Here is a 21,913-nt window from a genome sequence, read left to right on the forward strand (position 1 = left end):
CTACTCGCGGTCGTCGGAGGTGGAGCGGCGGCGCATCCCGAGGAAGATCCCGATGCCGACGACGACCAGCACGGCGACGCCGATCCCGACGACCACCCCCGCGGACGAGGAGCCGGAGCCCTCGTCGGAGGCCTGCGCGGCGGGCACGGCCGACCACCAGCTCCAGTAGCCGTCCTGGCCCCAGATGTTGCCGGCCGCCTCGGGCATCGTGGTGATGGAGCGGATCTGGTCGGTGCGGTAGGCCTCCAGGGCGTTCGGGTACGCGATGACGTTCATGTACCCGGTGTCGTAGAGGCGCGACTGCATCTGCTTGACCAGCGCGGAGCGCCTGGCGGCGTCGTACTCGACGGCCTGCTGCGCGTACAGCGCGTCGAAGCGCGGGTCGCAGATGAAGTTGTCGGTGGCGCCGGAGTCCTTCGGGGTCGCGGGCAGCGCGCCGCAGGTGTGGATCGACAGGACGTAGTCGGGGTCCGGGTTGACCGACCAGCCGTCGAAGGCGAGGTCGTAGTCGCCCTTGACCCACGGGTCGGAGACGCTGTCGAGGCACTCGACCTTCAGCCCGATGCCGATCTTGCCCCACCACTCCTGGAGGTACTTGGCCGTGGCCTTGTCGTTGGGGTCGGTGGCGTGGCACAGGATGCGGAAGTCGAGCGGCTTGCCGTCCTTGCCGACCCGCCTGCCCTCGCCGTTCTTCCGGTACCCGGCCGCGTCCAGGACCTGCTCGGCCTTGGCGGGGTCGTACGAGCGCTTCTGCTCGGGGGCCGGCTGCCAGAAGTAGGAGCCGAAGCGCGGCGGGACGTAGCCCTCGCCCTCGACGGCGTGGCCCTGGAAGACCCTGGTCACCAGGGTGGCGCGGTCCACGGCGAGGAAGAGCGCCTTGCGCACCTCCGGGTCGAGCAGTGCCTTGTGCCCGTTGCCGAAGGTCTTGCCGTCCTTCGCGCGGGCGCCCGGGTTGGTGGCCAGGGCGAAGAAGCGGCGGCCGGGGGCGTCGTTGACCTTGATGTCCTTCTGCGTCTTCAGCGCGGCGGCCTGGGCGGGCGTCAGGTTCGGTACGAAGGAGACCTCGCCCTTCTGGAGGGCGGCGACGGCCGCGTCACCGTCCTTGTAGTACTTGAAGACCAGCTCGTCGAACTTGGGCGCCCCGCGCCAGAAGTCCTTGTTGGGCTTGAGCTTGATGTACTGGTCGACCTTGTAGTCCGTGATGATGAACGGCCCGTTGCCGACGATCGGGAACTGCTGGTCGTTGTTGAACTTGGAGAAGTCGGAGACCTTCTCCCAGACGTGCTTGGGGACGATCGGCACGTCGAGCGCCGTCATCGTCGCCTGCGGCTGCTTCAGCTCGATGACGAGGGTCTCCGGGTCGGGCGCGGTGACCTTCTTGAAGTTGGTCGTGAAGCTGCCGTTGGCGGTGGCCGCGTTCGGGTCGGTCATCATCTTGTTGAAGGTCCACGCGGCGTCCTCGGCGGTGGCCTGCTGCCCGTCGGACCACTTCGAGTCCTTGCGGATCGTGTACGTCCAGGTGAGCTTGTCGGGCGAGGACTTCCACGCCGTCGCGAGGCCCGGGACGGTGTGCGCGTCCTTCGGGTCGTAGTTGGTCAGGTACTCGTAGGCCAGCCGGTGGATGCTGGTGGAGACCAGCTTCTGGGCCAGGAAGGGCGAGAGCGAGTCGACGCTCTGCGAGACGGCGACGGTGAGCGTGCTGCCGGAGCCCGCCTTGCCGTCCTCCGCCTGGGCCGCCTGCGGGACGGCCACGAGCGAGGCGGCGGCGACACCGCCGGCGACGAGCAGGCGGAGAGCTCTGGGGGTGGGTGCCGGACGGGGTGGAGCCTTCGTGACCATGACCATGGGACGTGACCTCGCGTCGGGATGCGTGCGTCGGGGGAAGTGCCGTGGATCTTGGGCTGACGATGGATGAAGCGAAGGTGTATCAGCGGTGGTCTGCCGTCGTCAACGATGTCTCAAACACCGTGTGGGCTGCGGGAATGCCACGAGGCCCCGTACCGGAACACCGGTACGGGGCCTCATTGGTCTACTCCTGTGACGCCCTACTGCTGAGGGGCTGGCGGAGCCTGCGGAGGCTGCTGCTGCGGCCAGTTGGGCGGCGGCACCTGCCCCTGCGCGTCCGTCTGCGGAGGCAGCGGCTGCGCCGGCGGCTGCTGCCAACCCTGCGGCATTCCGGGCTGACCGGGGGCCGCCCCGTACGCCTGTCCGGGTGCGGGCGGTGCTCCGTACGGCTGACCCGGCTGCGGGTACGGCTGACCCGGATAGGGCTGTCCGGGCGCCGGCGGCTGCGCCTGCTGGGGATACGGCTGCTGCGGGTACGGCTGCCCGGGCGCGGGCTGCCCCGGCATCTGGCCGGGCATGGGCTGCCCGGGCACCGGCTGACCCGGCATCGGCTGCCCGGGGCCCGGCTGGCCCGGCATCGGCGGCGCCATGTGCGGGGGAAGCCCGCCCTGGCCGTCGCCGGTCCACAGCCCCTGCGCCTGCTGAGCCCGTACGAAGTCCTCGGCCACCATCGCCGAGAGGTGGAAGTACGCCTCGCGGGTCTTCGGCCGCATCATGTCGAGGTCGACCTCGGCGCCGGCCGCCAGGTGCTCGTCGAACGGCACCACGACCACACCGCGGCAGCGCGTCTGGAAGTGCTGCACGATGTCCTCGACCTTGATCATCTTGCCGGTCTCGCGGACCCCCGAGATGACGGTGATCGAACGCTGCACCAGCTCCGCGTACCCGTGCGCGGAGAGCCAGTCGAGCGTCGTGGAGGCGCTGGAGGCGCCGTCCACGGACGGCGTCGAGATGATGATCAGCTGATCGGCCAGGTCGAGCACCCCGCGCATCGCGCTGTACAGCAGACCGGTGCCGGAGTCGGTCAGGATGATCGGGTACTGCTTGCCCAGGACGTCGATCGCCCGCCGGTAGTCCTCGTCGTTGAAGGTCGTCGAGACCGCCGGGTCCACGTCGTTGGCGAGGATCTCCAGACCGGACGGCGCCTGCGAGGTGAACCGGCGGATGTCCATGTACGAGTTGAGGTACGGGATCGCCTGCACCAGGTCGCGGATGGTCGCCCCGGTCTCGCGGCGCACCCGGCGCCCGAGCGTGCCGGCGTCCGGGTTGGCGTCGATCGCCAGGATCTTGTCCTGCCGCTCGGTCGCCAGGGTCGCGCCCAGCGCGGTGGTGGTCGTCGTCTTGCCGACGCCGCCCTTCAGCGAGATGACCGCGATCCGGTAGCAGGAGAGCACGGGCGTACGGATCAGCTCCAGCTTCCGCTGCCGCTCCGCCTCCTCCTTCTTGCCGCCCAGCTTGAACCGGGCCGAAGCACCGGGATTGCGGCTGGACTTGGCCTTCTGCTTGTTGTTGCGCAGCAGTCGGTCCGAGGAGAGCTCGACGGCCGCGTTGTACCCGAGCGGGGCCCCCGGCACGGACCGCTCGCGCTGGTCGTGCGTCACGGCCGTGGGCCACGCGGCCCCGGTCCGCGGATCGACCGGCGCGGGCATGGGCGCGGGCGGGGCGTCCTGGGGCTGGGGCTGGGGCTGTCCCGGGTGGGGGAAGCCGTAACCGGCCTGCGGCGGCTGCGGGGCCTGCGGCTGCCCGGGGAACGGGGGCTGCGGCTGGGCCTGGGGCTGCCCGGGGTGCGGGAAGCCGTAGCCGGCCTGAGGGGGTTGCGGCTGGCCCGGGTTCGGGAAGCCGTAACCGCCGTGCGGGGCCTGCGGGGCCTGCGGCGGTACGGGCGCGGTCGGGGCGCCCTGGGGCTGGGGCTGGCCCGGGTTCGGGAAGCCGTAACCGCCCTGCGGGGGCTGCGGCTGGCCCGGGACCGGGGCGGCGGGCCAGGGCGCGACGGGGGGCATCGGCGCCGCGGGCGGCTGCTCGCCGGGGACCGCGGGGGCGGGCCACTGCGGCGCCGGCGCGGGCGTCGCGGGCTGGAACGAGGGCGGCAGCGGCGGCAGTCCGGTGCTCTGCGGAGGCAGGGGAGCCGAGGCGGGCGCGGGCTGGGCGGGCGGAAGGGCCGGGGCCGGCGCGGTGTCCTGGGGCTCGGCCGGAGCGTCCTCGACCGGCAGGACGGGCGGGACCGGCTGGGCCGGCGGCAGGCTCTCGGACGCGGGCTCCTGCGGCTCGGCCTCCGGCGCCGCGTCGTCGGCGGGGGCGGCTTCGGGAGCCGTGCCCTCGGGCGCCTCGGGGCCCTCAGGGGCCGCTGCGGGCGTCTCGTCGGCGTCGGAGTCGGCGTCGACGCCGGGAGCGGCCGGGGCCTCGGCCGCAGCCTGGGCCTCCACCTCGGCCGCAGCCTCGGCCTGGGCATCGGCCTCGGCCTGGGCATCGGCCTCGGCGGCCGGCTCCGGGGCGGCGGTCTCCGCCGTCGCCTCGGGTGCGCCGCCGGTGTCCAGGGCCGCGACGGGCGCGGCCGGGGCGTCGGCCGGTGCCGCCTGCTCCGCGGGGGCCTGCTCCGCGGCCACCTCCGCCATCTCGCGCTTCAGCGCGGCGGGGGAGAAGCGCATGGTGGCGCCGCTCTCCACGTCGCCACCGCCGAAGGGCGTGGCTGCGGGGGAGGGGGCAGGGGCGGGGGCAGGGACAGGGGCGGGAGCCGCGGGCGCGGGGGCCTGCGGGGGCACCGGGGCCACGGGCGGCGGGGTCGGCGTCCAGGTGGGCTCGAAGCCGCCGCTCGCCGGGAGGCCCGGCACCGCGACCGGTGCGCCGGTCGGCGGGGGAGGCGTGGGCGCGCCACCGGTCGAACCGCCCGAGGCGTTCTGGGTGTACCAGGCCGGCGGGGTGTAGTCGATGGTGAACTCACCCGTCATCTCGGCGGGATCCGCGTCGGACTGATCGTCGACGGGCGGGTTCCAACCCCCGTTGATCTCGTCCCGATCGCCGTTCACTTTGCCTCCTGGTGTGGTCGCGCACCCTTGTGCCGTCGTGGGCGGGCCCTTCCCACCCTAAACGCCAACCGTGCCCCTCGGGCAGGGCCGACGGCCCGGCGCCGCGCCCCGCGCGGAACACGCCCGGGTCCCAAGTGACCCACGCGTACCGGAGAGTGAAACCCCCGGTGATTCAAATCAAGACAAAAGCGGACAGGTTCAGCCGTATCGCTGGCGCTTCCGCGGGTCAGTCCATGCGGCGCGCGCCGCCCAACAATCCGGTTTCGGCGTCCGTGGCCTGCGTCATCACGAACTGCCGGTCGTTCGGCGTGCACCACAGGGTCACGCCGTCGGCGAGCGTCGACAGCGCCTCCGACTCGGTGCGCTGGAGGCCCATGATGCGCCCGATCTGCGCGGCCTCGTCGGGGGAGACCCGCTGGACCCCGACCAGCGAGGACTTCTCCAGGAGCCGCGGGGCCACCGGGCTCAGATAGGGGAGCAGGGTCACGACGGACTGCCAGGGCCCGGACACGACCCGCCCGCGCGGGGGACGCATTCCGCAGTCGCGGATGACGACCACGGGGCTGCCCGCGGACGCTCCCTGCGGCGGCACCCGGCCCACGTCGTGGAGGGTGATGCACGGCTGCCCGCCGCCCGCCGCCTGGGCGAGCGCGGTCCAGGCCTGCGCGCGGCCGGTCTCGACGGCGATGCGGGCGCCGGTGGCCGCCGCCCGCAGCGCGATGACCTGCGCGGTCCACAGGCCGCCGATCAGCGTGACGTCGTACGGGCTCGGCCGGTTGATGCCGAGCACCGCGGGCCGTCCCTCGGCGTCCACGCCGACGACCAGACCGTCGTCGCCCACCGGGAGGGCCAGCGCGCCGAGTTGGTCGAGCGGGACGGAGTGACGGTCGCGGCGCGGCCCGATGAGCCCGAACCCGAAGCGGGGCTTCGTGCCCCGCCCCGGACGCCGTGCGGCGCCGCGCGCACCGCCGCCGCTCCGCCGCGCGGGCGCCCCGGCCGGCCGGCCGCCGGACACGCCGGCCCCGCCCGGCACCCCGGCCTGTCCGAAGACCTGCCCCATGGGCTGCCCCGCGCCCGGCCCGCCGGGCCGGCCGACCGGCTGTCCCATGGCCTGGCCCGAGGGTTGCCCCGGGGCCTGCCCCATCGGCTGTCCCGCGACCGGGCCACCGGGCTGCCCCACCGGCTGGCCGCCAAGCTGCCCGCCGGGCTGTCCCACCGGCTGCCCGAAGGCCTGGCCCGTCGCCTGCCCCATGCCCATGCCCGGGCCCGTACCCATGCCCGGGCCCGTACCCATGCCCACGCCCGGACCCGGCCCCTGTCCGCCCACCGGAGAAGTCATCAGCGCGCACCCCCCAGCGGCAGCGTCGCCAGCATGCCCGGGACCTGTTCGCGGTCGAGCCGCACCAGTCCCGTCTTCACGCCGCGTGCCGCGCGCTCCAGTTCGTGACGGGCGGCCACCAGCTCCTCGTCGCTGCGCCCGGTGATCCGTACGTGTCCGGTGACCGTCACCTCCTGGCGGTCACCGCCGCTCAGCGTCAGGCTGAACGTCGTCGCCAGCGCCGGCAGCGAGGTCAGCAGCGCCACCAGCTGCGGCATCGACGCGCCCGCGCCGCCCGCCCCGCCCAGCTGGGGCCAGCGCCCCACCCAGTAGGTGGTGTGCCGCCGGTCGTCCACCCGCCAGGTCCGCGCCGTCTCCTGCGTCCGACGCGCCTGGGCCTGCCCACGGCCCGCCTGCGCTATCGCCATCGGGCTCGCGCAGGTCGAGGTGGCGAGCGCGGCGGTCAGCTCCTGCTCGGTGAGGACGGTGGCCCGGAAGCCGGCGCCGGCCAGCCGGCTCGCCAGCTGGTCCGCCGCCCGTACGACGCACTTCTGCGCGCCGTCGAGACCGCCGCCGCGCGCCTCCACCGCCTCCGGGCACAGCTCCGGGTCCAGCTTCAGCGCGATCCAGGTGATGCGCAGCGCGGGGGAACCCGTCTGCGCCTGCAGCGGCGCGTAGTTGCGGGTGGCCATGGCCTGCGCGGGCAGGTGCGGCGCGGGCGCCGGCTGGGTGTGCTGCACGATCTGCGCGGACTCCAGGCGGATGCCGTCCACCGACAGCACGTCACGGACGAGTCCGACCGGCAGCGGCCGCGCCGAGCGGTCCGGGCGCAGCGCGGTGGCCTCGGACTCCACCCGCACCACCGCGGTGAGGAAGGTGCCGTCGCCGATCATGCCGACCGGCCGCCGGTCACGGTCGCTGTACGCGTACGTCCGCAGCGCCGGGTCGCACTCGACGACCGGGGCGAGCCCCGGCTCGGTGCCCTCCGGCACGGTCAGGGAACCGGCCCGCCGGGTCCGCGCGCGCAGCGCGAAGAAGGTGGCGAGCCACTCCGGCAGCGAACGCCGGTGCCGGCGCACGACCGCGAGCAGCACCAGGAGCGCGGCGACCACACCCGCGGGGACCAGCATCAGCTTGTCGACGACCGCGGCCACGAGCAGCAGCGCCGCCGCGACCTCGATCAGCACGAGCTGTTGCAATCGGAACGAACCGAAGTGCCCGGGGCGCGCCTGGAGTCGCGGCGAGACGGAGGACGGAACGGACGAACCGGGCCCCGGAGAAGGGGAGACGGAGGGCGCGGAAGAGGGCGCGGCGGCAGTGGGCCGCGCCCGCGTCGCGGAAGCCATGATGGAGAATCCCCCTCAATTCATCCCGATCACCCTGGCCCGCCAGGCCTTTGGCGGCTGGATCACCCTACCCGCCCCACGAGCACCGGCGGACAGCAGGCATAGTAGGGGGCCGGTCCGACAGCCGGGGCCCGGGCGCCATGCTCCCCGGGCTCCCGAGCGAAGACTGCGCCTGACGAAAATGGGGACTCATGGCATCACGGCGGGACGAGCTCAACGCGTACACCTTTGCGAAGAAGCGCACGGTCGCGGCATTCCTCCAACCCTCTCCCTCGGGTACGGAGGAGGGGGCACCCAAGCCGCTGCGCGCGGTCGTCCCCGGCCTGATCATCGGCGCGCTGGTGCTCGCCGGGTTCGGCGCCTGGGGCATGTTCAAGCCCGCGGCCCCCAAGGACTGGGACAAGCCCGGCACCAAGGTGATCGTCGGCAAGCAGTCGACCACCCGCTACGTGGTGCTCACCACCGGCAAGGGAAAGGACAGGAAGACCCTGCTCCACCCGGTGCTCAACCTGGCCTCGGCCCGGCTGCTGCTCAACCCGGACGACTTCCAGGTCATCCAGGTCGACGACAAGGAGCTCGACAAGGGCAAGCCGCCGCGCGGCCCGATGCTCGGCATCCCGTACGCCCCCGACCGGCTGCCGGGCGCCGACGACGCGGGCACCGCCAAGCGCTGGGCCGTGTGCGAGCAGCCCGGCGGCGGCAACGGCGGCGGTGTGCAGAAGGCCACCTTCCTCTTCGCCAAGCGGGACCTCGGCCGGACCGACAACAGCAGCAAGCTGCGTCCCGGGCAGGTCCTGTACGTGAAGGGGCAGAAGGAGAGCGCCCAGTACCTCGTCGACCACACGGGCACCAAGTACCGGGTCAACGAGAAGGCGCCCAACCTCACCACCGCCCTCTTCGGCGTCAACCGGCAGCCGCAGCAGGTCACCGACGACTGGCTGGCCACCCTGAAGACCGGCACCCCCGTCGACTTCCCCGACATCCCCGGCGAGATCGGCGCCGACGCGGGTGTCGACGGCGGCCTCACCCCGGCCCAGGACAAGGTCGGCATGGTGCTGCTCGCCCAGACCGGCTCCGGCCCCCAGAACTACGTCGTGCTCCAGGGCAGGGTGCAGCCGGTCTCCGCCTTCACCGCCTGGCTGCTGATCAACTCCCCGGAGACCGTCGGCCTCGGCATGAAGGGCACCGCGAGCGGTGTCGACATCCAGTCGCTCAGCCCCGACTCCACCCCGTTCGCCGCCGACCGCCGCTGGCCCGAGCGGCAGCCGGAGCAGATCAACTCCGTCGGCGGCGCGGGCGCCCGCGACACCATCTGCTCGGTCCTGGAGCACGTCAGCGACAAGGGCCAGACCACCCTGTCGACCTGGGCCGGCACCAAGTACCCCGCCGACATCACCGCCGGCGGCACCAGCACGTACGTCACCCCCGGCACCGGACTGCTCTACACCCAGGTCCAGGGCAGGCAGTCCGCGCCCGAGGGCTCGCTCTTCCTCGTCACCGACAGCGGCCTGCGGTACGCCGTGCAGGCCAACGGCGACAGCGACAAGGGCCGTTCCGCGATCGGCGCGGGCGAGCAGCAGCAGACCGACGGACGCCCGGAACCCTCCGACGCCCAGAAGCGTCTCGGCTACGAGAAGGTCACTCCGGTGCCCGTCCCGATGGAGTGGTCGGAGTTCCTGTCCAAGGGCCCGCGCCTCGACACCAACAGCGCGCGCCAGCCGCAGGGGTCGTGAGGGGGGTGGAGCGGATGACGACGTACGGCACGACGGCCCTGCTCGCCGCCGCGACGCTCACGGCCCTGGTCGCGGCGCCGCCCGCCGCGCACGCCGAGGGCATCGCCCGGCCCGCGGGCCTCGACGGCAGCGGCGAGTGCACCTTCCCCATGAAGAAGCAGATCGAGGGCATCCCCTGGTCGCTCCAGCGGGTGCTGCTCGACGAGCTGTGGCAGGACACCAAGGGCAAGGGCGTCCGGGTCGCCGTCATCGACACCGGCGTCGACGACGTCAACCCGCAGCTGAAGGAGGCGGTGGACGCCAAGTCGGGCAAGGACTACCTGAAGCCCGACAAGGACAACCCGGGCATCGGCGACGACAAGCGCGGCAAGACCGACGGCACCGTGGACGAGGTCGGCCACGGCACCAAGGTCGCCGGCATCATCGCCGCGCGTCCCCGCAAGGGCACGGGCTTCGTGGGCCTCGCCCCCGAGGCGACCATCATCCCGATCCGCCAGAACGACGAGAGGAACAGCGGCAAGTCCGACACGATGGCCCAGGCCATCGACTACGCGCGCGCCAAGGGCGCGCACGTCATCAACATCTCCCAGGACACCACCCAGCCACTCGGCCCGAATTCGCTCATGGCCCAGGCCGTGAAGCGGGCGATCGACGCCGGCATCGTCGTGGTGGCCTCCGCGGGCAACGACGGCATCGACGGCAAATCCAAGAACACCTATCCCGCGGCCTTCCCCGGGGTGCTCGCCGTCGCGTCCTCGGACCGCAACAACGAACGCGCCGCGTTCTCCCAGTCGGGCTCCTTCGTCGGAGTCGCCGCCCCCGGCGTGGACATCGTCTCGACGGTGCCGGGCGGCGGGCAGTGCGTGGACAACGGCACCAGCTTCTCGGCGCCGTACGTCGCCGGAGTGGCGGCCCTGCTGCGCGCCAAGCACAAGGACTGGTCCCCGGCGCAGATCGTCACCAGAATCGAGCAGACCGCCATCCGCTCGGTCAACAACCGTGACGAGCACGTGGGTTGGGGCGTCATCGACCCGGTGCGGGCCCTCGCCGACGCCACCGACGACGCCGCCCCGCCGAGCAGTCCGACGCCGGACCCGGGACCGCCGAAGCCACCGGCGCCCGAACCGGCCCACATGGCGATGTCGGAGACTCCCCAGGAGCGCTCCGAACGGCTCGCCACCTATGCGTTGGGGATCGGCGCGGTGCTGGTGGCGGTCGTCGCCGGCAGCGCCGCCGTGATCCGCGACAGCCGTCGCCGCGGACCGGTCCGGTGAGCCAAGTATCCGGTGGGTACTTTGCAGTTGGAACTACCGTCCCCAATGGCTAGAGTGACGGTCGGGGGCACGGCAGTGCGATCCCAGCACGGGGGCGGCATCAAGAGATACCCGTCCGTATCGCGATCGGAAGGCCCGGCGTCCTGACCGCCGCCGCCACCGAAGGAAGAAGGGGCAAGATGTCGAAAGACCTGAACGTAACCAGTGCCGAACAAGTCAAGCTCGCCGGCCGGATCCAGGACTTCCACGACGAGCTCCAGGCCCGCATCACCTCCCTCAACGGCGTGGTGGACCGCATCCAGGCGGGCTGGCAGGGTGCTGCGAGCAAGGAGTACGACCGGGTTCAGAACGACCTGAACCTGCGTCTGCGCAACATGCGCGTCGAGCTCGTGAAGCTCGAAGAGGTCATGCGCATGAGTGCTGACGGCTTCACGCAGGAGGAGGAGGACCGCATCCGGTCCTTCCGCAAGATGGACGACACCACGGCCGGCCAGAGCGCCATCCTCGGCATGGCCTGAGCCTCGCCCACCTCCCGCGTCTCTACACTCCAGGAGCCACGAAGATGACTACTGCGGTCAATTACGACACCGTGACCCAGGCGGCGGGCGACGTCCGCCTGACCTCCAGCCAGCTCAGCCAGAAGCTGGACGACCTCATGGCCGAGGTCAACCGCGTCGCCTCCAACTGGGAAGGCGAGGCGAAGGTCGCGTACCGCGAGAGCCAGGACCGCCTGACCAAGGACATGGCGGGCATGAACCAGGACCTGATGCGCATCGCTCAGCTCCTCGACGAGTCGGTCGTCGGCTACCAGGACACCGACAAGGGCAACGCGGCCCGCTTCCGCATGATGATGTGACGCGTCGTCAGCGACACTGAGGGGGTGGCCCACAAGCCGGGGCCACCCCCTCACGCGTACGCGGTCGTACGCGGCCTACTTCAGATCGAACTCGCCGTCCCGCGCCCCGAGCACGAAGGCGTCCCACTCGGCCTTCGTGTAGCGCAGCACCGTCTCCTTGTCGAGGGAGGAGCGCATCGCCACCCCGCCGCCCGGCAGATACGCGATCTCCACCCGCTCCTCGTCCGGACTGGTTCCCGGCGCCCCCTGCCACTCGACACCGGAGATGTCGAGGGCGTAGAGCTCTTCCTTCACGCGTTCCCTGTCCTGGGCGTCAGCCATCCGCGCGGTCCTTATCTGTGCTGATCCGTACTGTGAACGAGCCTGCGGGCCACCCTACCGACGCCCCCGCCCCCGCACGTCCGAAACCGGCACCCGCACGGAGACCCGCCCGCCCGGATTGACCTTGAGCACCAGGTCGTCCGGCAGCACCCGCGCCAACTCCGCCCCGTTCACCGCCCGGAGCCCCGGCACGTGCGCCGGAGCGTGACTCGGGTGCGTGAGCACCGGCACGAACCGCCCCTCGGCGTCCTGGTACACGGCGACATCCGCCGTCCCCTCGTCCGGCACGTACACCGTCGCCTCCGCCAGCGCCGCCGCCACCGCCTCCTCGGGCCCGTGCCCGGTCGCCGCGAGCTGCACGGCGGCGTCGACGGCATCGGTGGGCCGCGGCAGCCCGAGGCTCACGGGTGAGGGCCGGTAGTCCGGATTGCGCTGGAAGGCACCGGGCTTCCCCGCGCCGTCGATGGCCCACGCCCCGACCACCGCGAAAGGCGGCACGGTGCCGTTCGGGTCGTACATCGGGTCGATCGCGTACTGCCAGGTGCCGGGCGCGTACGGGGGCGGCGGCAACGGCGGGTCCTGGGGCCCCGCAGGGGCGGGCGGCTCCTCCGGCCTGAGCGGGACCTTCAGGATCCGGTCGTACGCGGCGTCCTGCTCGGCGACGGTGAGCGCCTGGGCCACGGGAGCGTCCTCGAAGAGCCCCACCATCCGCTTCGGGTCCGCGTACTCGCCCGCGATCAGCACATAGGCCCGGTCGGTACCACTGCCGGCGAGCATCCCGCTCTGCCGCACGTCACCCCGGGCCCCGGCAAGGGCCAGCAGCCACCCCTGCGCCTCGAGCCCCCGCCGCACGTCCCGCAACGCGGTCCACAGATCCCGCTCCAGCACGCGCACGGACCCCCAGGGCCCGGTCGCCTCGACCCCGTACGGCTGCTCCGGCTCGCCGGTCGTCCACCACCGCACGGCACACCGCACCTGCTCGCCCCCGCGCACGGCGACGACGTCGTTCCTGCTGCCGAGCAGCTTCTCGCTCATTGGGTCCATCCAGGGGGTAGCAGTGGTGCGGGCGGCGGGGGAGGCGCCGTGCCGGGCACGGCGGCCGCCGGGTCGTAGTTCGGATTGGCGTGGTAGACCTTTGAGCCGTCGGGCAGCTTCTCCCAGGCGCCCTTGATGTTCTCCGCGCGCACGCCGCCCGGGAACGCGATCTCCTGCTCGTGCTTGTACGGGTTGTCCAGGACCGACTTGTTGACGTCGATGCCTCCGGGGGCGTCGATGTCGTAGACGTACTGCTTGTTCCACGGCAGGTTCGGATCCCGCGTGGTCCCCACGTACACCGAGTGCTGGTTGTCCTTGACGTAGGCGTCGAGGTCCGTGTGCGAGTTGTTCCACGGCTTGAAGCCGTCGCGGAAGATCTCGTCGGGCCCCCGCGCGTCGTTGCGGAACAGCGGCTCGTCCGACGTGCGCCACTGGACGTTGTCGGGCAGCTTCGACACGTCCACCGACCGGTCCGCCGCCACGGCGAGCCGATCGGGAACCGCCGGCGGATACGCCGGAGGATCCGGCACACGCTGCTTCGGGATGTCGTCGGCACCCTTGCGGGCAGCGCTCTCCAGGGCCTCCTCGGCGCCCTCCTTGAGGCCGACCCGCACACCGGTCTTGACGCCGCCGAAGCCCTTCGTCCCGACCAGCTCCGGCAGCAGCCGGCCGAAGCCCTCGCTCGGGTCCTTCTCGAAGGAGTCGAGCAGGGCGCCCGGAACGCGTTCCGGGTGGGCCGCGGTGGAGACCACCCCGGCGAGCGTCATGTTGACGTTCTGGAGGTACTCGGCCGGGTGCGTCAGGTTGTACGGGTCCGTCGGGTTGAGCCCGCGGACGAAGGTGAGCAGGCCCGCCGTGCCCTTGATGACGCCGCCGAGGACATGGGTGCCCTCGACGCTGAGGGCGCCGTAGCCGTCCATCGCGGCCGCCGCCATGCGGTCCGTCGGCGGTGGCTCCTGGGGCGCGTGGGCCATCGCCTCCCGGACCGCGCGCTCGGCCGCCGCGCCCGCCTCGTCCCGCTGGCGGCGCGCCTCGCGCAGCAGGTCCCGGGCGTGCTGCCGGTCCGCCTCGCCCGGGTCGGTGAACGGCCCCGGGTCCGGACCCGGCTCGCGGCCCTCGCGCAGGGCGGCCTCGTACGCGTCGACCTTGCCGCTGTGCGCGGCGCGCGCCTTGTCCGACGACTCCTCGCCGCGCTTGTGGAGGGCGATCGCCTCCTCGGCCTGCCCCTGCGCCCACGTCAGCGTCTCCGCGTACCGCCCGAGCGCCGAGGCCGCCGTCCGGCAGGCGTCGGCCGCGTGCAGCCACCGGGTGGGCTGCATGCCGAGCTTCTCGCGGAAGGCGTTGCCGGCCTCGCCCTTCCAGTGCCCCGAGTCGAGACGCCGCAGCCCCTGCCCGACCCGGTCGAAGGCCGCGTGGAAGTCGGCCAGGTGCGCCGCGGTCTCGCGGATCCGCGCGGGCTTGCCGTGGACGAGCTCCTCCGCCTCCTCGGTCTGGCCCAGCTGCTGCTCGCCGACCCGGGCCCCGAGCGCCGAGGCGGTGTCGTCACCCCAGTCGGTCACCGTGTCGGCCCAGTCCTCGGCGCCGGCCTTCTCCAGGCCCTCGCCGATGAGGTCGGTGCCCTTGTCGATGCCGGTGCCGATGACCCGCTTGCCCGCCTCGACACCGTCCTCGACGACCTCGAGGCCCTTGTCGACGAGGTGCTTTCCGCCGCTGACGAGGTCGCCGAGGCCGCCCAGGCCCGCCATCAGCCCTCACCCTCCTGCTGTCGGGCGGGCTTGGGCCCGATGGCCTCGGTCAGGCTCGCGTCGTACTCGTCGCGCAGGCCGGCGGCGTCGATGATGCTGTTGCTCATCACCATGGGGGAGTCGGAGAGGTCCCAGGCGGTGCCCTTCCATGCCTGGAGACTGTTCTCGCGCGCCCGGTCGAAGGACCCGGCGCTGTAGTCGGCGTCCCGGACGTGCGTGAAGGTGTTGCTGGACAGGACCTCGCCCCAGTCCTTCTGGGTGATCTCGTCCTCGGAGGCGTACGGATTGCCCATCCCCGCGTTCGTCAGCACCTTGAACGCGTCCCCGATGTACTGCTCCTGTTCGTGGAACACGCCCGCGGACAGGCCCACCAGCTCGGCGTAGACGGTGCCCTTCTGCACCAGCGAGCGCACCCCCCACTCCCAGCGCTCGCAGTACGTCCGCAGCGTCGCGGTCAGCGCGTCGTGACCGGTCTCCATCCCCGTCAGCCGCAGATCGGAGAAGCCCCGGCCCATGCCGGCCTCGCCCACCATGCCGAGCTCCTCGAGCTCGCCCAGGACGCCGGTGAGCCCCGTCGCGATCTGGTTCAGCGCCTCCTTCGAGGCGGCGAGATCCGGATCGTCCGTCATGTCCTGTCCCCTCCGTGTCCCTCGGTGTCTCCGTGTCCCCCGGCGTCGACCGCCGCCCGGTCCGGCACGATCCCCTTCACCGGCGGGAACACCGCCCCGCCCGGACTGCCCGCGTCCAGCGCCACCCCGCAGGGGAAGCCGACCGCGGGCACCACGTCGTCGAGCAGCCGGGAGCCCAGCACCCTGCGGTACGGCCACTCCACCGACTCCTCGCCGCGCGCCTCGGCGAACCGGGCCAGCGCGGCCTCGTCGGTGAAGGCGCAGATCCAGTCCACCCCGCCGAGATCGGCGGTCCACAGGCCGCCCGCGGAGTCCGTCGGCACCAGCACGGGCCGCGAGCGGAAGTCCGCGAGCCGTTCGAGTACGGCCTCCCGGCGCTCCCGCACGGTCTCCGCGTCCACCGGCGCGGCCGCCTCGGGCCGCCCCGACGCGGCGGGGCCGTCGGCGACCCGTTCGGTCGCCTCGGCCCGTACCGCGCTCCACTCCTCGTCGAATCCGGACGCCACCACCGTCACGTCCGGTCCGGCAGCCAGCCCAGCTGGACCAGGGGCATGCCCCGCTTGCGGGAGACGAAGGTGCCGCGGCCGGGCGGCATCGGCCTGGCGCGCACGTTGCCGAGGATGTCGCCCTCGCCCGGGTCGCCGGAGAGGATCACGCCCTGGGCTCCGAGCTCCTTCGCGCGCTGCATGAAGGGCTCGTACATCGCGCGGGAGGCGCCGGCGGCGCTGCGGGCCACGATGAAGCGGATGCCGACGTCGCGGGCGAAGGGCAGGTTCTCCACCAGGACCTGCAGCGGATTGCCCGAGTTCGTCGCGACCAGCTCGAAGTCGTCGATCAGGACGAACAGCTGCGGTCCCGTCCACCAGCTGCGGTCGCGCAGCTGCTGCGGGGTGATGTCGGGCTTCGGGGCCCGCTTCGTCATCACCGTGTTGATCGCGTCCATGTGCATCTGCATCGCCGAGGCCATCGGCGCGTACTCCAGCAGGTGCGAGGGCGCCACCGCCTCCAGCATCGTGCGCCGGTAGTCGCCGACCACGATCCGGGCCTGCTCCGGGGTGTAGCGCTCGCACAGCTGCTTGGCGATCAGGCGCAGCAGCGCCGTCTTGCCGGACTCGCTCTCGCCGAAGATGAGGAAGAACGGGTCCGACTCGAAGTCGACGAACACCGGCTCCAGGTTCGTCTCGTCGATGCCGATCGCGATGCCGTGCTGCGGGTACTCGAAGCCCTTCGGCAGCTGCTCCGCCGGCAGCCGGCGCGGCAGCAGGCGCACGGCCGGCGCCGGGGTGCCCTGCCACGCGGCCTTCACGGCCTGGACGAAGGCGGCCGTCCCGTCGGACAGGTCCGCCGCCGAGCTCGAACCGTCGATGCGCGGCAGCGCCCCCATGAAGTGCAGCTTCTCCGGCACCTGACCGCGCCCGGGCACGCCCGGCGGCACGTTCGCCGCGACCTTGCGGTCGAACTCGGAGTCCATGACGTCACCGAGCCGCAGTTCGAGCCGCCCCAGCATCTGGTCCTTGAGGGCCGCCCGCACCTCCATGTAACGGGCCGCGGTGATCACCACGTGGATGCCGTAGCCCAGACCGCGCGCGGCGATGTCCGCGACGACCGGCTCCAGCATGTCGTAGTCGTTGCGGAAACCGCCCCAGCCGTCGACGACCAGGAACACGTCGCCCCAGGCCTCGCCGGGCAGTTCGCCGGCCGCCCGCCTGCGCCGGTAGGTGGCGATGGAGTCGATGTTGTTCGCGCGGAAGAACTCCTCCCGCCGGTTGAGCACCCCCATCACCTCGGCCACCGTCCGGCGCACCCGCTCCGGGTCGAGCCGGGACGCCACGCCACCGACGTGCGGCAGGTCGGCGAGCGAGGCCATGCCGCCGCCGCCGAAGTCCAGGCAGTAGAACTGCACCTCGGCCGGGGTGTGGGTGAGCGCGAACGACGACACGAGCGTGCGCATCAGCGTCGACTTGCCCGACTGCGGACCGCCCACCACCATCATGTGGCCCGCTGCGCCCGAGAAGTCCCGGTACAGCACCTCGCGCCGCTGCTCGAAGGGCTTGTCGATGAGGCCGAGCGGCACCGTGAGGCCGCCCGGGCGGGTGTACTCCGTCGCCGTGAGCCCCCGGTCCGCGGTCTGCGCGAGTCCCGGCAGCAGCTGGTCGAGCGAGGGCGCCTGGTCGAGCGGCGGCAGCCACACCTGGTGGGCCGGCACGCCCTGCCCCTCCAGCCGGCGCACGATCACGTCGAGGACGGTGTCCGCGAGCGCGTCGTCCTCCTCGGCGCGCTGCGCCGTCAGATACGCCGGGTCGGGAGCCGCGTACACCACCGGCACGGGGGAGGCGGTGAACAGCGCGGGCCGCCGCTCGATCGGCAGCTGCCCGGCCTCCAGACGCGGCCCGCCCGTGCGGTACGTCCCCGAGACGTACGCCGCCTTGAAGCGGGTCATCTCGTCCGTACCGAACTTCAGATAGCCCGAACCCGGCACCGACGGCAGGTGGTACGCGTCCGGCACGCCGATCGCCGTGCGCGACTCCGCCGCCGAGAAGGTCCGCAGACCGATCCGGTACGAGAGGTACGTGTCCAGACCGCGCAGCTTGCCCTCCTCCAGGCGCTGCGAGGCCAGCAGCAGATGCACACCGAGCGAACGGCCGATGCGGCCGATCTGGATGAACATGTCGATGAAGTCGGGCTTGGCGGTGAGGAGTTCGGAGAACTCGTCGATCACCAGGACCAGCGAGGCCAGCGGCTCCAGCGGAGCGCCCGCCGCCCGCGCCTTCTCGTAGTCGTGGATGTTCGCGTAGTTGCCCGCCGAGCGCAGCAGCTCCTGGCGCCGCTGGAGCTCGCCGCGGATCGCGTCGCCCATGCGGTCGACCAGCGTCAGGTCGTCCGACAGGTTGGTGATGACCGCCGCCACGTGCGGCATCTGCGACATGCCCGCGAAGGTCGCGCCGCCCTTGAAGTCCGCGAGGACGAAGTTCAGCGTCTCCGAGGAGTGCGTCACCGCGAGACCCAGCACCAGCGTGCGCAGCAGCTCCGACTTTCCGGAACCCGTCGCGCCGACGCACAGACCGTGCGGGCCCATGCCCTCCTGCGCGGCCTCCTTCAGGTCCAGCATGACCGGCTGCCCGTCCTCGCCGACACCGATCGGCACCCGCAGCCGCTCGGCGACCGACCGGGGCCGCCAGGTGCGCGCCACGTCCACCGAGGCCGCGTCGCCCAGGTTCAGCAGATCCGTGAAGTCCAGGTTGGCGAGCAGCGGCTCGTCGTCGTCCCCGCCGCCCATCCGCAGCGGCGCCAGCTGCCGGGCCAGCGCCTCCGCGGCCGGCAGCGACATCACGTCGGGCACACCCTCGTACGCGAAGCCGCCGCCCGACTCCAGGCGCAGCCGCCCGGGCCGCACGACCACGGACAGACCGCCCCGCGGCTCGTCCAGCTCACCGGAGACCACCTCGACGATGGTCACGCCCTGCAGGCCCTCGGCCGCCGCGAACAGCGAGTCCGGCGGCACCATCCCGCCGTCCAGGACCACCACGACGTGCGGCTGGTCCAGGACCGGCTGGTTGTCCCGGCTGAACCGCGGCCGCCCGTCGAGCCGCGAGCGGATCAGCTGCTCCAGCTCGCCCAGGTCGTCACCGAAGAGCCGCTTCGTGCCGGCCCCGTCGACCGTGCCCGGCACCTGGGTGTGCGGCAGCCACTTCGTCCAGTCCCAGCGCTCCTGCGCACCGCGCGCCGCGACCACGGCCAGCATCAGGTCGTCGGGGGAGTGCAGGGTCACCAGCTGCGCGACCAGACCGCGCGCCGCGGACTGCGCCGACTCCGGATCGCCGGAGACCGTCACGTGGTAGAACGCCCGCATCGACACCGCCATCGGCAGCCCGTCCAGGGTGCCGTGCACGGCGAGGAACTGCTGCATCGCGCCCGCGCACAGCGGCTCCAGCTCGTCCACCGGCGCCGTGTCCGGCGCCACCAGCGGCGTCGCCAGCTGCTGCGCGCCGAGACCGATGCGCGCCTGCGCGAAGTCGTGGTCGCCGACCCGGCGCTCCCAGACCCGCGAGCCCTCGGCGACCACCGACCACAACTGCTCGGGCGCGGGGTGCAGATACAGCTGCGCGTCCCGCTGGCGGCGGGCCGTGCGGCGCACCGTACGCCGGGTCTGCGCGAGGTATTTGAGGTAGTCCCGCCGCACATCCGCCATTTGCCCCTGCGCACCGCGGCGGAATCTGACGAACTGGGCGACGGCCATGCCGACCGTCGACACCAGCATCAGCGTGCCCATGATCCGCATGATCGGCGACGGCGTCATGAAGAAGAAGACGACGGACGAGCCCATGCCCAGCATCGGGAGGAGCTGCATCAACGCGGACTCCTGCTGCCCCCGCGGCAGTTCCGGCGGGGACTCCAGGACCAGTTCCTCACCGGGTACTTCCGGAGGAAGGGACCTCGGCGGGCGTTTGACGACGATCTGGCTCACCGGCGCATCAATCCCTCGTTACGGGCGGGCTCGTGAGGGAGTTTCCGCACCGGCGCCCCCGTCGGCTGTGTTCCATGCGGACTCCCCCCGTGAGTGCAGGATCCTACTTGCAGCCACCCGAGCCGGTCCCCGGTAGGGTGGCGCCGCACTGTGCGCAACCGCGAATCAGGGGGTCCAGACACGTGAGTACGACCGCAGCGACCGGCTTCTGCCGCGTCACCGTCGTGGCGCCGGACAGCCGCATCGACGTCGCACTCCCCGAGGACATCGCCGTCGCCGACGTCTACCCGGAGATCCTCAGGCTCACCGGGCAGACCCAGCCGGCCGGCGCCCCCACCGGCTACCACCTGGTCCGACGCGACGGCTCCGTCCTCGACGGCAGCCGTACGCTCGCCGCCCAGCAGGTCCTCGACGGCGAGGTGCTCTCGCTGCGCCCCTTCGCGCAGTCGCTGCCGCCGGCCGTCTTCGACGACGTCTCCGACGCCGTCGCCTCCGCCGTCACCCGAGACCGGCACCTGTGGAGCGACGACCTGCTGCGCGGCGCCGGACTCGTCGGCGGCGTGCTGCTGCTCGTCCTCATGGGCTTCGTGCTCTGGTTCGCCGACCCGCTGCGGCACGACATGCACAGCCTGCCCGGCGTCATCGCGGGCGCCGCCGGCGTGCTGCTCACCGCCTTCGCGGGCGTCCGCGCCCGGGTCTACGGGGACCGCGCCACCGCCGTCGCCCTGGGCCTCGGCGCGCTGCCGCTGCTGCTGATCGCCGGCTCCGGCATCATCGCCCCCGACGCGGGCCAGGGCCCCGGCCGGCTCCAGTTCCTGCTCGGCTGTGTCACCGTCCTGGTCGCGGCCGTCGCCCTCGTCGCCCTCACCCCGTCCGGCGACGCCCCCTTCGTCGCGGCGACCTTCCTGGCCACCGTCGGCACCCTCGCCACCTTCGTGGCGATCCTGACCGAGTCCTCCGCCACCGAGACGGCCGCCGTCTGCGTGCCCGTCGCCATCGGCCTGGTCGCCTTCCTGCCCGGCCTCTCGGCCCGCTTCGCCCGGCTGCCCATCGGCTACGCCTCCCCGCGCAGCGCCTCCGAGGACGAGTTCCTCGCCGACCCGCACCACGCCGCCCACGAGGAGGCGCAGCCGGTCGACGGCGAGCGCATCGCCCTGCAGGCCCGGCGCGGCCACGAGATGCTGCTCGGCCTGGTCGGCGGCTGCGCGGCCGTCGTCGTCGGCTCCGCGGCGGTCCTCGGCTTCGCCGGCAACGTCTGGGGCCAGCTGCTCGCCCTGGCAGCCGGCCTCGCGATGCTGCTGCGCGCCCGGCTCTTCCGCTACACCTCGCAGGTCGCCTGCGTTCTGGTGGCCGGCCTCGCCGCGATCGCGCTGCTGATCCTGGGCCTCTCGCTGAACCCGCCGGTCGACCTGGTCAAGGACCTCGTGATGTACGGGGACCGCGGCGGCCTCGACGTGCGGACGATCTGGCTCACCGCGGCCGTCGCCGCCGGCGCCGCCCTGGTCACCGCGATCGGCCTGATCATCCCGCGCAAGGGCCTCTCGCCCTTCTGGGGCCGTCTGCTCGACCTCGCCGAGGGCTTCGTCCTGCTCTCCCTGGTCCCGCTCTGCCTCGCCGTCCTCGACGTCTTCATGGCGGCCAGGTCCCTGACGAGCTAAGGGCGTCCCGAGCTCCCGGCCGGGGCGCCCGTCCGGCTCACCCGAACGGCCTCACCGGCGAGCTGGTACGCTGTGTGACGGCCGTTTGTGTACGCGCTTCCGGAAGCCCCTCACGGGATCGGGAAGCAGCGCTCATCGGACCTTCGCTCACGAGTCACGGAAGATTCCCCTGAGACCCAGACCAGGGGCACTCGTGGGCGCACGAACACCAAGAGGAGATCCGCGTGGCTCTCGACGCCGCTGTCAAGAAGCAGATCATGGCCGAGTTCGGCACCAAGGAGGGCGACACCGGCTCCCCCGAGGTCCAGGTCGCGATGCTGTCCCGCCGCATCTCGGACCTGACCGAGCACCTCAAGACCCACAAGCACGACCACCACTCCCGTCGTGGTCTGCTGATCCTGGTCGGCCAGCGCCGCCGCCTGCTGCAGTACCTGGCCAAGAAGGACATCCAGCGCTTCCGTACGCTGGTCGACCGCCTCGGCATCCGCCGTGGTGCGGCCGGCGGCGCCAAGTAAGCAGCCGTGAAGGGAGCGGTTCCCACTTTCAGGGGGCCGCTCCCTTTGCTGTACGTGCGAAAGGTGCGCACCGGACCTTAGGCTGGTGACACAACCGCACCGCACAACAGCACAGACGGAGGGCGAGAAGCCGCCTGCTAGCCGCCGGTC

16 protein-coding genes are annotated in these 21,913 nt (G+C 72.6%); 6 read left to right on the forward strand and 10 right to left on the reverse strand.

Annotated features, from left to right (window positions below; translation table 11 throughout):
• The 4 genes from ACH414_RS10625 to eccE form a co-directional block, all read right to left on the reverse strand.
• Positions 1-1,839: an ABC transporter substrate-binding protein gene (locus ACH414_RS10625; RefSeq protein ID WP_391770287.1), complete on the reverse strand. Its 1,839-nt coding sequence runs from the start codon at positions 1,837-1,839 to the stop codon at positions 1-3.
• Between the two features lie 206 nt (positions 1,840-2,045).
• On the reverse strand, positions 2,046-4,868 hold the full coding sequence (locus ACH414_RS10630) for an SCO5717 family growth-regulating ATPase (RefSeq protein WP_398941488.1): 2,823 nt from the start codon (positions 4,866-4,868) through the stop codon (positions 2,046-2,048).
• 226 nt (positions 4,869-5,094) lie between these two features.
• Complete coding sequence (locus tag ACH414_RS10635) at positions 5,095-5,928, reverse strand: hypothetical protein (protein ID WP_398941522.1); 834 nt, start codon at positions 5,926-5,928, stop codon at positions 5,095-5,097.
• A 278-nt stretch (positions 5,929-6,206) separates the two neighbouring features.
• Entirely contained in the window at positions 6,207-7,532 is a 1,326-nt protein-coding gene (eccE, locus tag ACH414_RS10640; protein ID WP_382547842.1) for a type VII secretion protein EccE, read from the reverse strand.
• Positions 7,533-7,723: 191 nt separating this feature from the next.
• Here eccE and eccB point away from each other — a divergent pair, with 191 nt between their 5' ends.
• The 4 genes from eccB (at position 7,724) to ACH414_RS10660 (ending at position 11,395) form a co-directional block, all read left to right on the forward strand.
• Positions 7,724-9,265 carry a type VII secretion protein EccB gene (gene eccB / locus ACH414_RS10645; protein ID WP_398941491.1) on the forward strand — a complete coding sequence of 514 codons (1,542 nt, stop codon included), beginning with the start codon at positions 7,724-7,726 and terminating at the stop codon, positions 9,263-9,265.
• A gap of 14 nt (positions 9,266-9,279) precedes the next feature.
• Positions 9,280-10,539 (forward strand): type VII secretion-associated serine protease mycosin, encoded by a 1,260-nt coding sequence (mycP, locus tag ACH414_RS10650; protein WP_398941492.1) that lies wholly within the window; start codon positions 9,280-9,282, stop codon positions 10,537-10,539.
• Between the two features lie 179 nt (positions 10,540-10,718).
• The gene (locus ACH414_RS10655; protein WP_329424753.1) at positions 10,719-11,057 is read left to right on the forward strand and encodes a WXG100 family type VII secretion target; all 339 of its coding nucleotides are present in this window, start codon (positions 10,719-10,721) and stop codon (positions 11,055-11,057) included.
• 44 nt (positions 11,058-11,101) lie between these two features.
• Positions 11,102-11,395 carry a WXG100 family type VII secretion target gene (locus ACH414_RS10660; RefSeq protein WP_382547836.1) on the forward strand — a complete coding sequence of 98 codons (294 nt, stop codon included), beginning with the start codon at positions 11,102-11,104 and terminating at the stop codon, positions 11,393-11,395.
• A 75-nt stretch (positions 11,396-11,470) separates the two neighbouring features.
• Here ACH414_RS10660 and ACH414_RS10665 read toward each other — a convergent pair whose 3' ends face one another.
• The 6 genes from ACH414_RS10665 to eccCa are packed head-to-tail and all read right to left on the reverse strand — an operon-like array spanning position 11,471 to position 19,590.
• Positions 11,471-11,716: a DUF397 domain-containing protein gene (locus ACH414_RS10665; protein ID WP_361177472.1), complete on the reverse strand. Its 246-nt coding sequence runs from the start codon at positions 11,714-11,716 to the stop codon at positions 11,471-11,473.
• A 54-nt stretch (positions 11,717-11,770) separates the two neighbouring features.
• On the reverse strand, positions 11,771-12,751 hold the full coding sequence (locus tag ACH414_RS10670) for a type VII secretion system-associated protein (protein ID WP_382547834.1): 981 nt from the start codon (positions 12,749-12,751) through the stop codon (positions 11,771-11,773).
• Positions 12,748-14,496: a putative T7SS-secreted protein gene (locus ACH414_RS10675; protein ID WP_382547832.1), complete on the reverse strand. Its 1,749-nt coding sequence runs from the start codon at positions 14,494-14,496 to the stop codon at positions 12,748-12,750. Before ACH414_RS10675 ends, ACH414_RS10670 begins: the two co-directional genes overlap by 4 nt.
• On the reverse strand, positions 14,496-15,125 hold the full coding sequence (locus ACH414_RS10680) for a hypothetical protein (RefSeq protein ID WP_382547830.1): 630 nt from the start codon (positions 15,123-15,125) through the stop codon (positions 14,496-14,498). Before ACH414_RS10680 ends, ACH414_RS10675 begins: the two co-directional genes overlap by 1 nt.
• Entirely contained in the window at positions 15,122-15,640 is a 519-nt protein-coding gene (locus tag ACH414_RS10685; RefSeq protein WP_398941496.1) for a hypothetical protein, read from the reverse strand. The genes ACH414_RS10680 and ACH414_RS10685 overlap by 4 nt, the downstream gene beginning before the upstream one ends.
• Positions 15,637-19,590: a type VII secretion protein EccCa gene (gene eccCa, locus ACH414_RS10690; protein WP_398941498.1), complete on the reverse strand. Its 3,954-nt coding sequence runs from the start codon at positions 19,588-19,590 to the stop codon at positions 15,637-15,639. The genes ACH414_RS10685 and eccCa overlap by 4 nt, the downstream gene beginning before the upstream one ends.
• A gap of 182 nt (positions 19,591-19,772) precedes the next feature.
• Here eccCa and eccD point away from each other — a divergent pair, with 182 nt between their 5' ends.
• Positions 19,773-21,248: a type VII secretion integral membrane protein EccD gene (eccD, locus tag ACH414_RS10695; RefSeq protein WP_386570459.1), complete on the forward strand. Its 1,476-nt coding sequence runs from the start codon at positions 19,773-19,775 to the stop codon at positions 21,246-21,248.
• Positions 21,249-21,472: 224 nt separating this feature from the next.
• On the forward strand, positions 21,473-21,763 hold the full coding sequence (gene rpsO, locus ACH414_RS10700; RefSeq protein WP_128976159.1) for a 30S ribosomal protein S15: 291 nt from the start codon (positions 21,473-21,475) through the stop codon (positions 21,761-21,763).
• The last annotated feature ends 150 nt before the right edge of the window (positions 21,764-21,913 follow it).

The organism is Streptomyces sp. NPDC020422 (assembly GCF_044386705.1).
In the GTDB taxonomy this organism is placed as follows: Bacteria; Actinomycetota; Actinomycetes; order Streptomycetales; family Streptomycetaceae; genus Streptomyces.

What these genes read in the sequence shown, in the direction of transcription:
- ACH414_RS10625 (WP_391770287.1), bottom strand. Translation starts at nt 1,839, where the DNA reads ATGGTCACGAAGGCTCCACCCCGTCCGGCACCCACCCCCAGAGCTCTC.
- ACH414_RS10635 (WP_398941522.1), bottom strand. Translation starts at nt 5,928, where the DNA reads ATGGGGCAGGTCTTCGGACAGGCCGGGGTGCCGGGCGGGGCCGGCGTG.
- eccE (WP_382547842.1), bottom strand. Translation starts at nt 7,532, where the DNA reads ATGGCTTCCGCGACGCGGGCGCGGCCCACTGCCGCCGCGCCCTCTTCC.
- eccB (WP_398941491.1), top strand. Translation starts at nt 7,724, where the DNA reads ATGGCATCACGGCGGGACGAGCTCAACGCGTACACCTTTGCGAAGAAG.
- mycP (WP_398941492.1), top strand. Translation starts at nt 9,280, where the DNA reads ATGACGACGTACGGCACGACGGCCCTGCTCGCCGCCGCGACGCTCACG.
- ACH414_RS10655 (WP_329424753.1), top strand. Translation starts at nt 10,719, where the DNA reads ATGTCGAAAGACCTGAACGTAACCAGTGCCGAACAAGTCAAGCTCGCC.
- ACH414_RS10660 (WP_382547836.1), top strand. Translation starts at nt 11,102, where the DNA reads ATGACTACTGCGGTCAATTACGACACCGTGACCCAGGCGGCGGGCGAC.
- ACH414_RS10665 (WP_361177472.1), bottom strand. Translation starts at nt 11,716, where the DNA reads ATGGCTGACGCCCAGGACAGGGAACGCGTGAAGGAAGAGCTCTACGCC.
- ACH414_RS10670 (WP_382547834.1), bottom strand. Translation starts at nt 12,751, where the DNA reads ATGAGCGAGAAGCTGCTCGGCAGCAGGAACGACGTCGTCGCCGTGCGC.
- ACH414_RS10675 (WP_382547832.1), bottom strand. Translation starts at nt 14,496, where the DNA reads ATGGCGGGCCTGGGCGGCCTCGGCGACCTCGTCAGCGGCGGAAAGCAC.
- ACH414_RS10680 (WP_382547830.1), bottom strand. Translation starts at nt 15,125, where the DNA reads ATGACGGACGATCCGGATCTCGCCGCCTCGAAGGAGGCGCTGAACCAG.